This window comes from Corynebacterium sp. HMSC036D03 (assembly GCF_001836185.1).
Classification (GTDB): Bacteria; Actinomycetota; Actinomycetes; order Mycobacteriales; family Mycobacteriaceae; genus Corynebacterium; species Corynebacterium simulans.
Genome location: NZ_KV827749.1, coordinates 89,215 through 103,451, shown reverse-complemented (window position 1 = coordinate 103,451; position 14,237 = coordinate 89,215). Strand labels below are relative to the sequence as shown.

Below are 14,237 nucleotides of genomic sequence, written 5' to 3'. Positions count from 1 at the left end.
AAATACGACGTTCCCACACTACCATTGTGGCCCACGTCAAAGCACATTTTTTCGGTGCTCAAGGCGACAAATCGCGCGGCGGTTTTGCAAGAAAAACAACCTCCAAGCAGCGCTTTCCAGCATCGTTCTAGCGGCGGCGCCAGAAAGCACCGCCCCATACATAAAAAGCCGCCGCGGAAAGAAATCCACGGCGGCAAACGCGAGGCTAAAGGAGGCTACTTCTCCCCGAGCAGCGCGTCGACGAAGCCCTCGACCTCGAATGGCGCGAGGTCATCGGCACCCTCGCCCAGGCCAACAAGCTTGACTGGGACGCCTAGCTCCTCCTGAACCTGGAAGACAATGCCGCCCTTGGCGGTGCCATCGAGCTTGGTCAGTACCACGCCCGTGATGTCGACGACCTCACGGAAAATGCGGGCCTGCGCGAGGCCATTCTGGCCAACGGTGGCGTCGAGAACCAGCAGAACCTCGTCCACCTCAGTCTTCTTTTCCACCACGCGCTTGACCTTGCCCAACTGATCCATCAGGTCAACAGAAGTGTGCAGGCGGCCGGCGGTGTCGACGAGGACGACGTCTACGCCTTGGTCAACGCCCGCTGCAACGGCATCGAAAGCAACGGAAGCCGGGTCAGCCCCCTCCTTGCCGCGGACCGTGCTGGCGCCGACGCGGCGACCCCAGGTTTCGAGCTGATCCGCTGCGGCTGCACGGAAGGTATCCGCGGCGCCCAACAACACCTTGTGACCCATCGCGACGAGCACGCGCGCAAGCTTGCCCGTGGTGGTGGTCTTGCCGGTGCCGTTGACGCCGACGACCATGATGACAGCAGGCTTGCCCTCGTTCGGCATGGCCTTGATGGAACGGTCCATCTCCGGGTGGCCGGCCTCTATGAGGCACTCGCGCAGCATCGCGCGGGCCTCTTCCTCACTGGCGACGCCGCGCTCTGCGAACTTATCGCGCAGCGCCTCCGTGACCTTCATAGTGGACTTGGTGCCCAGGTCCGCCATGATGAGGGTGTCTTCGATTTCCTCCCACGCTTCCTCGTCGAGGTCACCCGCGGACAAGATGCCCATCAGGCCCTGTCCAATAGCGTTCTGCGAGCGCGACAGGCGGCCGCGCAGGCGACCCAAACGGCCACCCGCCGGCGCGATATCAGGTTCCGTCGCCTCCGCCGCCTCGACAACCTCAGCGTCCGCAGAGACTTCAAGCTCCTCCGGCTCGGCCTCTAGCGCTGCCTCAGCGCCCTGCGTCTGCGCATCGGCTGCCGCCGCGGCTTCCTCAGCCTCCGCAGCTTCGGCATCAGACATTTCTGCTGGAGATTCGGCGGCTTCATCTGTCGGGACTTCGTCTGTACTTTCGGTAACAACCGTCGGCTCTTCCGCGATCGCTTCCTCCTGCGGCGCCTCAGCAACCGGTTCTTCTGCTGCCGGCTCCTCGACGGCCGGCTGTTCAACCGGGGTTTCATCTGCTACCGGCTTGGCCTTTTCAGGTTCAGTCTTGGCAGGCTCAGACTCCGCCGGCTTGGAGGCAGCAGCTGCAGCTCCTGCGGCAGCGGTACCGGCAGCGGCCGCGCCGGTTGCAGCACCAGCGGCGGGTGCGGACTTCTCAGCCTTAGGCTCAGCAGGCTCGGCCGGCTTGGTGGGCTCAGCCGGCTTGGTGGGCTCAGCCGGCTTGGTCGGCTGAGCGGGAACCTTCTCTGGCTCCTTGGCGCCGCTGCCGGCGGGGGCAAAGTTGAACCCGGACTTGGCCTGGTAGTTGCCAGACTTTTGCTCCTGGGTCAGCTCCTTGGGAGCTTCCTCGGCCGGCTTTTCGAACGATACTTTCTTGGCATCGCCGCGCTTTTTACCTACTGCTACCAGCACAATCGCCAGCAGCACGATGACGGCTACGGCAATAAGAATCCACATCAACGTCGTATTCATGCCCTCTATAGTGCCAGGCTTGTTACAGCCTGGCACTACTACCCTGCGGATTAACCCTGGGTTTTGGACTCAGAGTCGGACTCAGCGTCGGGCTCGACGGCGTCGCCAAGCGCAACCCCGCGCGGGGCATCGACGCCCAGGCGCGTGGCGTCCTCGGCTGCAGCGGCGGAACCGGGGGCGTCGCCAGCCTGGCTCATACGCTGCGAAATCACGCGCGTGACGCCATCGCCACGCATCGTCACGCCGTAGAGGACGTTAGCCACATCCATCGTCGGCTTCTGGTGCGTGATGACAATAAGCTGCGAATCCTTGCGCAGTTCCTCAAACAGGGCGATGAGGCGTCGCAGGTTGACGTCATCAAGCGCGGCCTCAACCTCGTCCATCACGTAGAACGGGCTCGGGCGCGCACGGAAGATGGCCACCAGCATCGCCAAGGCGGTCAGGGACTTCTCACCACCGGAAAGCAAGGATAGGCGCTTGACCTTCTTGCCCGGCGGGCGCGCCTCAACCTCAATGCCGGTGGCCAGCATGTCATCCGGCTCCGTCAGGATCAGTCGGCCCTCGCCACCCGGGAAGAGGGTCTGGAAGACCTTCGGGAACTCCGCCTCCACGTCGTTCCACGCATCAGTGAAAAGCTGCAGAATCTGTTGATCCACATCCTCAATCACGCCCGCCAAATCCTTGCGCGCCTGGATAACGTCATCGAGCTGCGTAGACAGGAAGGAATAGCGCTCCTCCAGCGCCTTGTACTCCTCCAGCGCTAGCGGGTTGACCTTGCCCAGGGAGTTCAGGTCCTTTTCTGCCTGCTTCAGGCGCGCCTTTTCCGCGCTACGGTCGAAGTCCTCGCCCGGCGTGTAATCGCGCAGCAAATCAGGGATCGCAATGCCCAACTGGTCCACGATCTTCGCTTCGGTCTCATCCACGCGCACCTGCGCCTGCGAGCGGGCGACTTCGGAATTATTGGCGTTCGCCGTCAGGCGGTCAAGCTTCTGCCGCGTTGCCGAAACCTGCTGCTTGGCCGCTTGCAAGCGCCCGCCTAACACGTTGCGCTGATTGACCAACTCATCGCGCTCAGCCGTGGCGCGCTCCAGAGCCTGGGATGCGCGTCCGGCAAGGTCCGTGGCATGGCCCGCCACCGCTTGAGCTAAGGCGGCCTGCGCTTTACGACGCGCCATCGCTTGCTCATGGCGGGCCTTTGCCTGACGTTCATGCTGCGCTTGGCGACGCAGCGCGTCGCCCTTACCCGCAGCCTGCCCCACCTTGTCTTGGGCGGTGCGCGCCGCGAGCTGGGCCTCCATCTCCATGGCCTTGACCTGCTCCAAAGCAGCCGAGGCAGCATCGCGCTCGTGGGAGGAAGGCTCGCCGTCTTCGACCTCCTCATCGACGCGCGAGAGGCGGTCGCGGGTCTCAGCCAGCTGCTCGCGCACTTCGGCAAGCTTGACCTCGATCTCGGTCGCACGGGCCGCGGCTTTCTCATGCTCAGCCTTGTTGACCTCGTGCTGCTTCAGCAGGCGCTGGTGGTCGCGCTGCCAGGCTTCCACGGTCGTGTCGTGCTCACGCAAGGCCGCCTTTGCCGAGGCCGCTGCGACGCGCGCCTCCTCGGCCGCCATCTTCGCGCCCTCCAGGGTGCCGGAGAGCTCTTCCAACTCCTGCGTGGCAGATTCCAGCTGGCCTTCTGCCTCCGCGATGCGCGCGGTGACCTCGACGGTAGAAGAAGCGCCGGTGCCGGCTTGGACCCAGCCCTCGCCCACCAACAGGCCCTCGGCGGTAACCGCGCGCAGGCGCGGATCCTCGCGCACCAGCTCGCGGGCTAGGGCAAGATCGCCGACCAGCGCGACGTCGGAAAGCAGACGCGTCAGCGCCGCCTGCACCTCGGGTGCAAGCTGTATCTCATCCAGCAGCCAGGTCGCACCGCTGGGCAGGTTGGCGTCCAGACGCCAGTCGGAGGCACCCGCGGCAGTGGTATCCACCAGCGGGGTGCGGGCGGCGGTGCTCAAGGCTTCCACGATGTCCTCTGTAACCGCGCCCGTTTGCGCCTCCGCGAACGCGCCCAACGCCGCCGCAACGGCCGTGTCATGGGAGGTGGTGATGTAGTGCGCCAGCGGCTTAAAGCCCTCGCCCAAGTCGATATTTTCCGGGGCGGTCTGCGCCAAAGTATCGATGCGCGAGCGCAGCGTGTAGACCGCGCGTTCGCGTTCGCGCTGACCGTCGCGAAGCTGCTCCAGGCGTTTTTCGGCCGCCCCTGACTCACTCGCGGCCCTCACGTGGGCCTCTTCCAGCGGCTCGCGCTCGGCGTTTAAGGCCTCCAGCTTATCGGCGACTTCGTCCGCCTCAGCCTGCGCCGTGCGCGTGCGCGCCTTGGTGGACTGCAGCGTCTCCTCCTGGCGCGCGAGCTCCTCCTCTGCCGCGGAGACCTGCCCGGCGAGGTTTTCCTCGGAGGCGATGAGGCGAACCACTCCCTCGCGACGATCCGCAATCGCGCGTAGCTGCGCCATATGTTCCTTTTCCGCCTCTTCGAAGACGGCGCGGCGTTGCGCCACCTCCTCGCGGATGGACTCCAGGCGCTCGGCGGCCTCTTCGGCCTCCATGAGCAGCTCGGCGTGCTCTTCGTCCGCGCGCAGGGCACGGGCCTCGAGCTCTTCTGGGTCTTGGCCTGCATAGGCGACCTGTGCGCCGACGTTTTTCGCACGCTCTTCCGCAATGCGCTGGGTGGCGGCGATGCGCTCGGACAGCGTCGACAGGTCGAACCACAGCTTCTGCGCGGCCTCGGCCTGCGGATTAACCTCCTCGAGCTGGGCTTCGATTTCCAATTGGACGCCGGTGGCCTCTTCGTGCTGCTCGGTAGCTTCCGCCACCTGCTCGGCGAGCACCTGGGCCTGTTGCTCGGCATCGGCGTACTTCTTGCGGGTTTGCACGACTTGGTCGCCGGCGATGCGCAGGCGGGCATCGCGCAAATCCGCCTGGACGGTGGCCGCGCGCTGGGCGGTTTCGGCCTGACGGGCCAAAGGCTTTAGCTGTTTGCCCAGCTCTTCCGTGAGATCCTGCAAGCGATCCAAGTTGGCCTGCATGCCGGTGAGCTTGCGCTGCGCTTTTTCTTTACGACGCCGGTGTTTGAGCACGCCGGCGGCTTCCTCAATGTAGGCGCGGCGATCTTCTGGGCGCGATTCCAGGATTTCGGAGAGCTTGCCCTGACCGACGATGATGTGCATCTCGCGGCCGATACCGGAGTCAGAAAGCAGCTCCTGGATATCCATAAGGCGCGCTTTGGCGCCGTTGATTTCATACTCGCTGGCGCCGTCGCGGAACATGCGGCGGGTGACAGAAACCTCGGAGTATTCGATGGGCAGCGCACCATCGGAGTTGTCGATGGTAAGGGTTACCTCGGCGCGACCTAGCGCCTTGCGGTCGCCCGCGCCAGCGAAGATGACATCCTGCATCTTGCCGCCGCGCAGGGTCTTGGCGCTGCCCTCGCCCATGACCCACGCCAACGCGTCGACGACGTTCGACTTACCTGAGCCGTTCGGACCAACCACGGCGCAAATGCCGGGCTCGAATTTCAGGTTCGTCGCGGACGCGAAAGACTTGAAGCCTTTGAGCGTGAGCGATTTCAGGTGCATTCGTGAAAGTTTAGCAAGCCTAGGCGCTAGCGTTCGATAAAGCCGCTCTCACCGCGTGGGTCTGACCACTGCTCCACCACGGTAGTTACGGTTCCGGGGCGCTTGGTGGTGGAAGGCTGCTCGCGCAATAACTCGAGCAGGCGCTCGCAGTCCTCGCGCGGGCCTTCGGCAACAACCTGCACGCGCCCGCCCTTTAAGTTCGTGGCGTGGCCCGCAAGACCCAATTCAAGGGCCCGAGAGCGCGTCCACCAGCGGAAGCCAACGCCTTGGACCGTACCGTGCACGAAAGCGGTCAGGCGTTGCATTTAGTACTCCCGTAGATTGGTGCGATCCGACAGGTCATACTTGTGCTGCAAGTGCTTGCGGTCCTCCGGGCTGCGGCGGGTAACCGGGTCAGAGCCGTCCCAGCACTCGACGTTTTTCAGTTCCGGCATCATGTCGCGATGGAAAATCGGGTCCACGCCGTCACGACGCTGCTCGTTGAAGTTCTTCAGCAGCTTGATGGCCACGCCGGACAGAGGAACGATGGCAAGAATATTCAGGAAGACCATCGTTGCCGCGCCGGTATCTGCCAGGGCGAAGACCAAAGGCAAAGAGCCCACGGCGCCAAACCATACGAAGAAGAGCACCACGAGGCGGAAGAGGATCAGCAGGCTCTTTTTGCGGGTTAAGTACTCCACGTTGGCCTCTGCCAAGTAGTAGTTGCCCAGAATCGAAGAAAATGCCAGGAAGAACAGGATGAAGCTGACGAAATGGATGCCCCAATCGCCCACCTCAGAAGCCAGTGCAGCCTGCGTCAGGGAAACGCCCTCGGCTTCCGCGCCGTAGTTGACGGTAGGCCCCAGCAGGATGATGAAGGCGGTGATAGAACAGACAACTAGCGTGTCGAAATAGACGCCCAAGGTCTGCACCAGCCCCTGTTTGACTGGGTGCGACACGGCGGCGGTAGCTGCGGCGTTCGGCGCGGAGCCCTCGCCGGCCTCATTGGAAAACAGGCCGCGCTGGATTCCCTTCATCATCGCAGTGCCTAGACCGGCGCCGGCGATTTCCTTGAAGCCTAGGGCGTGGCCGATGATGTCACCGATCATGCCCGGGACCTTGTCAAAATTGGCCACGACAACGAAGCCGCCGATGAGCAGGTACGCAATCGCCATAAACGGAACGATGACCTGAGTGATATTCGCAATACGCTGCACACCACCGAAGATGATGAGAGCGGAGATAGCAGCGATGACGCCGCCGATGATAAAGCGGAAGGTGAAGTCGTCACGGCCGAAGGAGAACGCGATGGAATCGGCAATGGCGTTGGTCTGGAATGCGTTGTAGACAAAGCCGAAGGTAAAGGCGATGGCCACAGAGAAGATAACGGCAAGCGGGCCCCAGCCTAGGCCACGCTTCATGTAATAAGCCGGGCCGCCGCGGTAAGCAGTGCCTTCACGGACCTTCCACACCTGAGCCAGGGTGGACTCGATAAACGCCGTCGCACCGCCCAGGATGGCAATCAGCCACATCCAGAACACGGCACCAGGTCCGCCCACGGAAATAGCCACAGCCACGCCCGCGACGTTGCCGGTGCCCACGCGCGAGGCCGCCGAAATGGTAAAAGCCTTGAAAGCGGAGATTCCGCCGTAGTCCTCATCTTCGTCGCGGCCGACGCCCTTCGGACGTTCCACCACAGCCTTGAACATTTGCGGGACCATGCGCACCTGTACGAGCGCAGTCCTAAAGCCGAAAAATAGTCCCGCAGCAATCAAGATCCACGGGATCAGATAAGTCCATACCGAATCGTTGAACGTTGTCACAGCGTTCTCAATAAATTCCATGTGGAATATTAAACGCTATATATCCCCTATCGATCCATTAATAGGTTTGGCAGCGGGGGCAATAGTGGGTAGATCTACCGCCCACAACCACCCTTTTTAGCGGCGTCGCACACCTATCGCACGGCTCATCGCCGCGGCCGTAGGCATGCAAAGAGCGGTCGAAGTAACCCGACTCGCCATTGACGTTGACATAAAGCGCATCGAAGCTGGTGCCGCCGACTTTAAGGGCAGCGCGCATGACGGTCGCGGCGGCGTCGACAAGCGCAACTGCGTCGCGTTGGCGCAGCGTGGAGGCCTTCTTTTGGGGCTGTATGCGGGCTAACCAGAGCGCCTCGTCGGCATAAATATTACCGATTCCCGAGACCACAGTCTGATCCAACAACGCCGTCTTCACCGCCGTCTTCTTCCCACGCAGCCGCCGCGCCGTGGCAACAAGGTCAAAGTCCGACTCCAGCGGATCCCGCGCGATGTGCGCGATCTTCGTCCATGGGGCCAGCAACCAATATCCAAAGGTGCGCTGGTCCACGAAGTTCAGCTGGACGCCGCCGCTTAACGACGCCGCGATGCGTACATGTTTCGAGTCCATCTCCCCCACCCGCATTTGGCCGGACATGCCGAGATGTACGAAAAGCACATCGCGGCCGGGATCCGTGAGGTCCTCGTCGGCGAATTCCAGCCACATGAACTTGCCGCGCCGTGCCACACTCGCGATTTCGCGGCCGGCTAGGAGCTGTTCCAAGGGGCCATCCTGGCCGCGGTTGGCCCGCGAGTGCAAGACTTTCACGGACTCGAAGCGGCGGCCAGGAAGATAGGCCTCCAGCCCGCGGCGGACGGACTCGACTTCTGGAAGTTCAGGCATTAATTCTCGCGGTTAGCGGTGCCCTGGACCAAAAGCGGAGTTTCGCGCAGAGTATCGCACGCCTCTTGCGCCGCCTGCTGCTCGGCCAGCTTCTTGTTGTGGCCAACGCCATTGCCCACGGTCAGGCCCGCGACGGTAGCCACCGCGGTGAAGGTCTGGTCGTGCTCTGGGCCGGTAGAGGTAGCGGTATAGACCGGCATCGGGGCCTTCAGCTCGGCGCACAGCTCCTGCAGGTTGGTCTTCCAGTCCATGTGGCGGCCGGAGACGACAGCGTTGTCGATCTTCTTTTGGAACAGGCGCAAAATAACATCGCGCGCGACCTCAAAGCCGTGCTGGCGATAAATCGCGCCGAAGATGGCCTCGGTGGTATCCGCCAGAATCGAATCTTTGTCGCGGCCGCCGGTGGACTGCTCGCCCTTGCCCAGCAGGATATGTTGGCCCAGTTCAATCTCGCGAGCGATATCGGAAAGCCCGTATCGCGAGACGATGGAAGCGCGCATCTTCGAAATATCCGATTCCGGACGCGAAGGGTACTGCTCGTAGAGCTTCGAAGCCACGGAAAGGCCAAGGACAGCGTCGCCTAGAAACTCGAGGCGTTCATTGTTGGGCAGGTACCCGTTTTCGTTGGCAAAAGAGCGGTGGGTCAGCGCCAGACACAAGTTTTCATCGGCCAGGTTGATGCCCAATGCCTGCAGCAACGGGCCATGATCGACGGCGCTATAGGCCTGCTGGAGGGCTTCCTCGCCGGTCAGCTTTTTCTTCTTGCTCACAGGAACTTCTCCAGTCCAGACCAACGGATATCGACTTTGTCTTCCTCTTCCCCAGAGACTCCGGTGGAAACACCCTCCGGCATCTCCATGTCGCAGCCTTCCTCGCACACCGGCGCGAAAGGAAGGCTCAGGCCAGCTTCATCGATGATGGTCTGCAGCAAATCGATTTCGTCGTCTACGACCTCAGGAACTTCATCGCCAGAGCCTGCATCCTCATCATCGAGTTCATCGCCGCTGATGAAAGACTCGTCTGCGGCAAAAACCTGCGAGACCTGCAGATCCAGCTGCGGGTGCAGTGGGCGCAAGCAACGAGCGCATTCGCCGGTGAGGGGGCCGGTAACCGTGGCGTCGACAAGCACGCCAGATCCCAGCGGTGTCAAGGTGGCGTCGACCGTAATCTCGTCGCCCTTTGCAACGGCGATCATCTCGACGCCGATACGTTCGGGCGCAGGGCCCTTCTGCACGCGCTGCTCCGGCATTGCGGCAGCGCCCTGGCCACGCAAGAGCTCGGCCACGTTAAATTTCAGCGGTGATTCCAATACTTCTGCCATAACGTCTCTTAGCCTACATCGTGCGGCGCCATCCTTTTAGCAGAGCTTTGCCCACGCTTGCCGACGCCGCCTTTTGCCCGCTATCTGGGTGTTGCCTGAACTGCACCGCACAAGGTCTTATGCACTAAAGGCAGGTGGTTTCCCAATGGTTTAGCGGGTCTTAGGCTGGGGACTATGAATTACGGCACCACTGCACCAAACAGCGAATTAGCCCAGCTTGGATGGGCGTTTTCTCTGCTTTGCGTGCTGCCGGTGGTAGCGCTTGGCGCAATCGCATATCTGCGATACCGCCGCAGCCGCCTGCGGCCGGGGATGGCACTGCGTTCCCTGGCCTATCGCGGTGTGGGTTTGGGACTTGTGCTGGGTGCTTTCGTGGCGCTTCCGCTGCCCTTCGACATCACGATGATTGTCGCCTCCGCGCTCCTGGGCCTTGGCACCGCGTGGCTGGCCTGGAATGCACGCGAAGGGCTATCGGGCGTTCTCATGTCCGTTGCCACGGCGCTCGGCGGTATTTTGAGCGTTGTCGCAGGGCAATATTTGGTGGAGGCGCTATTTTCTGTGCGCCTCATCGCGGGTACGCCTATGGAAACGTTTGCATTGATGTGGGGCGTGTTCGGTTTTCCCGCTGCGGTATCAGCGGCGATTGCCGTTGCCACAAAGACGATGGCCCCAGCTGATGAACAGACGGTGTACGACAAACCGTCTGGCCACCAGCAAGGACCATCGTCTCCGCGCCGCAGCCGAGCTATGCAAACCCTATGCAAACAGAGTGTGCAATCGCCGCGCTAGCGCCCGGGTGCCGGAAGCTCTCGGTGCTTGACGCATCCGCGCTATAGGTCTTAGCGTTCGTAGCGCTCGGAGCTTTCGGCGCGGTACTCGCCGCGCTCGCCCCGGTCGGCACGGTACTCGCCGCGCTCGCTGCGCACATCTGCGCGCGGATCGCTTATGCGGGAACGCACGCCCGCGCCGCGGCGCAGCGCTTGACGGTCAGAGTTCACGGTACGCAGCAGGCCGGAAAGAGAGCTTTCAAACTCGCCGAGCTTGGAATCGACAAACTCATCGCACTCGGTGCGCAAACGATTCGACTCGGTGTGGGCGGTCTCCACAATGCGCTGCGCCTCATCGTTCGAGCGGCGGACCACCTCGGACTCAGAGACCAAGCGTTCCTGCTCCGCCTGGCCTGCGGCGACGCTGCGCTCGTATTCCTGATTGCCCTGCGCGATGGTGCGGTCCGCATCGGCACGCGCGCTTTCGATCATGGCGCTGGCATCGTCTTCCGCCTGGGCGACCATGGCGGTCGAGCGCTGCTGGGCGTCGGAAAGCATGGCGTCAGAGTCTTCCTGCGCACGCGCCATAATCTCGTCAGACTGCGCGTTTGCATCCGCGACAATCTGCGCAGCGCGTTCCTCCGCGCCAGCCAAGATTTCGTCCTGCTTATCTAGGACATCCTGCGCATCGTCCATTTCGACGGGCAGGGCGTTACGGAGGTCGTCGAGAAGCGCGAGCATCTCGTGGCGCGGGACCATGCAGTTGGCTGTCATGGGAACGGAGTAGGCCTGCTCCAGATTGCGAACAAGTTCATCTAGGGACTCAAATACGCGGTACATGCGATCAGAGTAACCAAAGAAACTTTTTTCACACGTTTCCCACGCGGCACTTGCAATAAAAATCTAAAGTTCGACTTCAGGCTTTAAGCAGCGCTATACGACGCCCTGCGCCAACATCGCATCAGCCACCTTCTTAAAGCCCGCGATATTCGCGCCCGCGACATAATCGCCTTCCATGTCATACTCCCGCGCGGTGCGGTCGATGTTTTTGAAGATATTCGACATGATTTCGTGCAATCGTTTGTCGGTGTAGTCAAAAGACCACGAATCGCGCGATGCATTTTGCTGCATCTCCAGCGCAGAGGTGGCCACGCCGCCGGCATTCGCGGCCTTGCCCGGCGCGAATTTAACCTGCGAGCCCACGAAGAAGTGCGTCGCTTCTGCAGTACACGGCATATTTGCTCCCTCGGCGACGTAGCGCACGCCATTTTCTGCCAGCAGCCGCGCGGCGTCGACGTCGAGCTCGTTTTGAGTAGCGCACGGCAACGCAACGTCGGCAGGCATGGCCCAGATATTGCCGCCCTCGTCATATTTCACGCCTGCCTCCTGGGCATATACGCTAATGCGCTCGCGGCGAATCTCCTTGACATCTTTCAGCAGCTCGAAGTCAACGCCGTTTGGGGTTTCGACATACCCCGCGGAGTCAGACATCGCTACGACGGTGCCGCCCAACTGTTGGACCTTCTCGGCCGCGTAAATCGCCACGTTTCCAGAACCAGAGACAATGACCTTTGCTCCGCTAAAGGACTCGCCGTGGGCCTTCATCATCTCTGCGGTGAGATAGACCAAGCCGTAGCCGGTGGCCTCGGTGCGCACCAGGGAGCCGCCCCAGGACAGCCCCTTGCCTGTCAGCACGCCAGACTCGTGGCGGTTTTCCAGCCTGCGGAACTGGCCGAACAGGTAACCAATCTCGCGCCCGCCAACACCGATATCGCCTGCCGGAACATCCTGATATTCACCGATGTAGCGGTGCAATTCCGTCATAAAGGACTGACAAAAGCGCATGATTTCCGCATCCGACTTACCCTTCGGGTCGAAATCAGAACCGCCCTTACCGCCACCGATGGGCAGGCCGGTCAGCGAGTTTTTAAAAATCTGCTCAAAGCCCAAGAACTTGATGATGCCCAGGTTCACCGAAGGATGGAAACGCAGCCCGCCTTTGTACGGGCCCAGTGCGGAATTGAATTACACACGGAAACCGCGGTTGACGCAAACGTTTCCACGATCATCGGTCCAGGGAACGCGGAAGATGAGCTGGCGCTCGGGTTCGCATAGGCGCTCGACCAGGCCGTAGTCGGCGTAGTGCGGATCCTTGTTCAGGACAATCTTCAGCGAATCCAGTACCTCGGAGAGGGCTTGGTGAAACTCGGGCTCGCCGGCGTTTCGCTTTAAAAGCATGTCGTAGTAGTTGGAAATTTGCTTTTCGATGTGCATCTGGTGCGCCTTTCGCCGGCGAGGGTGCCGAATCGGTGGTTTACAGGACACCAAACAGTTTTCTATCGTGTGACCAAAAGTGCAAGTATCCGCGAGGTAAAACCGCCCACGAATTAGTGGCCACCTATACTTTTCGGCATGCATATCATCGTCGCACCGGACTCTTTCAAAGGGACAGCAAGCGCAATGCAGGCCGCGGCAGCCATCGCTGGCGGTCTGCGCGAGGCCCTTCCCGACGCCACCATCACCACCTGCCCCATGGCCGACGGCGGCGAAGGCACCTCCGAAATCCTCGCCACCGCCGCCAGCCTTTCCGGCGTCGAGGTGCAAACGATTACACTGCCCACTACCGACGCCCGCGGGCGGCTGACCGAAGCCAGCTACTTCCTGGCCGGCGAGCATGCGCTAATCGACGTCGCCTCCGCCACCGGGCTGCCCGCCGTCGCCAATGACCTCGACCCACTGCACTCGGATTCCTACGGCACCGGAGTGCTCATCGCGGACGCCGAAGCCCGCGGCGCTAAGCACATCGTTTTATGTCTTGGCGGCAGCGCGACCATCGACGGCGGAATGGGCATCCTCGCCGCACTTGGTGCTGCGGCACACGACGAGCGCGGCTACGCGCTACCCAAGGGCGGTGCTCCCCTCGTTCGCCTCGACAACATCGACACCGCCCAACTCAACATCAAGGCCGGTGCCCTTAACTACACCCTGCTCGCCGATACCCGAGCCGTGCCTATCCAGGCCGCTACCATATACGGCCCACAAAAAGGCGTCGAGGGAGAACACATCGCGCTGCTCGCGGGCGCTCTTCTTCGCCTCTGCGAAGTAACCGGCACCGACGAAAACGCCGAATCCTTTGGCGCCGCAGGCGGCATCCCCATCGCTTTGCGCTGGCTTTCGCAAACGCTCTGGGGAAGCGAAGAACACTTCGAAGTAGTCCCCGGCGGCGCGTATGTGGCAGAAAAAATCGGCCTGTCGGCGAAACTCGCCGAGGCAGACCTCGTTGTCACCGGCGAGGGCCGCTTTGATGAGCAATCCCTCACCGGCAAAGTTGTCGGTACCGTCGCCGAGCTAGCCGGCGAAACGCCAGTCGGCGTCATCGCAGGCTCCATCGCATCGCCGCTTCCCCACGGCGCCGTAGGAGTCGAGCTCGACAATGCGCAAGGCGCCGCGAAAGGCGACGTCGTGGAGCAATTGCGCGCCGCCGCCCACGCGCTGGCAGCTAAGGTTGCGCCTGTACAGACCACGGAAAAATAGCCGGCCGCTCGTGCGCGACCTCATCTTCCAAAAGCACGTGGTCCTTCGGCAACACCGCGTGCGGGGTGAGAAGTCGCGCGAGCACCATCGTCAGCTGGTTCACGGATCCCTTCACGCCGTCGACCTCAATGTTGTAGCGATAAACGTTGGCATCTTCTAGTTCGCGGTCGAAGTGCTCGTCGCGGTAGGTTTGGCGCAACTGCTCCTCCAAGCCGGCCGGCAAGGTGGGATTTTCCTCGCGGGTTACGCGGGCAGCGGCCAGCGTTTCATTTGCAACCAGCTTTTCGGTGGCGGTGCTAAAGACCTCCGCCACTCGCTCGGCCTGGGCATCCGGCACAAGAACATCAAACTGAATAATTGGCATGTAGGTAACCCTACCCTAACGAAAAGAAGATTAGCT

The 14,237-nt window shown here is 61.9% G+C and carries 11 protein-coding genes and 1 pseudogene; 2 read left to right on the top strand and 10 right to left on the bottom strand.

What is annotated here, in order from left to right; genetic code table 11:
- Positions 1 to 215: 215 nt before the first annotated feature.
- From ftsY to HMPREF2692_RS10090, 7 genes are read right to left on the bottom strand one after another with little or no spacing between them, the layout of a single operon-like run.
- Positions 216 to 1,916, bottom strand: coding sequence for a signal recognition particle-docking protein FtsY (gene ftsY, locus HMPREF2692_RS10120; protein WP_070823536.1), 1,701 nt, complete (start codon positions 1,914 to 1,916; stop codon positions 216 to 218).
- 50 nt (positions 1,917 to 1,966) lie between these two features.
- A complete protein-coding gene (gene smc, locus HMPREF2692_RS10115; RefSeq protein WP_070823534.1) occupies positions 1,967 to 5,533 on the bottom strand; it encodes a chromosome segregation protein SMC in 3,567 nt (1,188 codons plus the stop codon).
- Between the two features lie 26 nt (positions 5,534 to 5,559).
- Positions 5,560 to 5,838: an acylphosphatase gene (locus tag HMPREF2692_RS10110; RefSeq protein WP_061923298.1), complete on the bottom strand. Its 279-nt coding sequence runs from the start codon at positions 5,836 to 5,838 to the stop codon at positions 5,560 to 5,562.
- Positions 5,839 to 7,356 carry an alanine/glycine:cation symporter family protein gene (locus tag HMPREF2692_RS10105; RefSeq protein WP_070497182.1) on the bottom strand — a complete coding sequence of 506 codons (1,518 nt, stop codon included), beginning with the start codon at positions 7,354 to 7,356 and terminating at the stop codon, positions 5,839 to 5,841.
- 37 nt (positions 7,357 to 7,393) lie between these two features.
- A complete protein-coding gene (gene mutM / locus HMPREF2692_RS10100; protein WP_070823531.1) occupies positions 7,394 to 8,215 on the bottom strand; it encodes a bifunctional DNA-formamidopyrimidine glycosylase/DNA-(apurinic or apyrimidinic site) lyase in 822 nt (273 codons plus the stop codon).
- Complete coding sequence (rnc, locus tag HMPREF2692_RS10095; RefSeq protein WP_062038357.1) at positions 8,215 to 8,985, bottom strand: ribonuclease III; 771 nt, start codon at positions 8,983 to 8,985, stop codon at positions 8,215 to 8,217. Before rnc ends, mutM begins: the two co-directional genes overlap by 1 nt.
- The gene (locus tag HMPREF2692_RS10090; protein ID WP_246823445.1) at positions 8,982 to 9,536 is read right to left on the bottom strand and encodes a YceD family protein; all 555 of its coding nucleotides are present in this window, start codon (positions 9,534 to 9,536) and stop codon (positions 8,982 to 8,984) included. The genes rnc and HMPREF2692_RS10090 overlap by 4 nt, the downstream gene beginning before the upstream one ends.
- Positions 9,537 to 9,710: 174 nt before the next feature.
- Between HMPREF2692_RS10090 and HMPREF2692_RS10085 the strand changes: the two genes are divergently transcribed.
- Positions 9,711 to 10,325, top strand: a complete 615-nt coding sequence (locus HMPREF2692_RS10085; protein ID WP_070823528.1) for a hypothetical protein — start codon at positions 9,711 to 9,713, stop codon at positions 10,323 to 10,325.
- Between the two features lie 50 nt (positions 10,326 to 10,375).
- On the opposite strand, the gene HMPREF2692_RS10080 is transcribed toward HMPREF2692_RS10085, so the two are convergent.
- Both HMPREF2692_RS10080 and gdhA read right to left on the bottom strand, forming a co-directional pair.
- Positions 10,376 to 11,143 (bottom strand): DivIVA domain-containing protein, encoded by a 768-nt coding sequence (locus tag HMPREF2692_RS10080; protein WP_141740978.1) that lies wholly within the window; start codon positions 11,141 to 11,143, stop codon positions 10,376 to 10,378.
- Between the two features lie 93 nt (positions 11,144 to 11,236).
- Positions 11,237 to 12,577, bottom strand: a pseudogene (gene gdhA / locus HMPREF2692_RS10075) (NADP-specific glutamate dehydrogenase).
- Between the two features lie 138 nt (positions 12,578 to 12,715).
- Here gdhA and HMPREF2692_RS10070 point away from each other — a divergent pair.
- Positions 12,716 to 13,837: a glycerate kinase gene (locus tag HMPREF2692_RS10070; protein ID WP_070497178.1), complete on the top strand. Its 1,122-nt coding sequence runs from the start codon at positions 12,716 to 12,718 to the stop codon at positions 13,835 to 13,837.
- Here HMPREF2692_RS10070 and HMPREF2692_RS10065 read toward each other — a convergent pair.
- Positions 13,803 to 14,201, bottom strand: coding sequence for a hypothetical protein (locus tag HMPREF2692_RS10065; protein ID WP_061923318.1), 399 nt, complete (start codon positions 14,199 to 14,201; stop codon positions 13,803 to 13,805). The two genes, HMPREF2692_RS10070 and HMPREF2692_RS10065, sit on opposite strands and share 35 nt — an antisense overlap.
- Positions 14,202 to 14,237 lie beyond the last annotated feature (36 nt).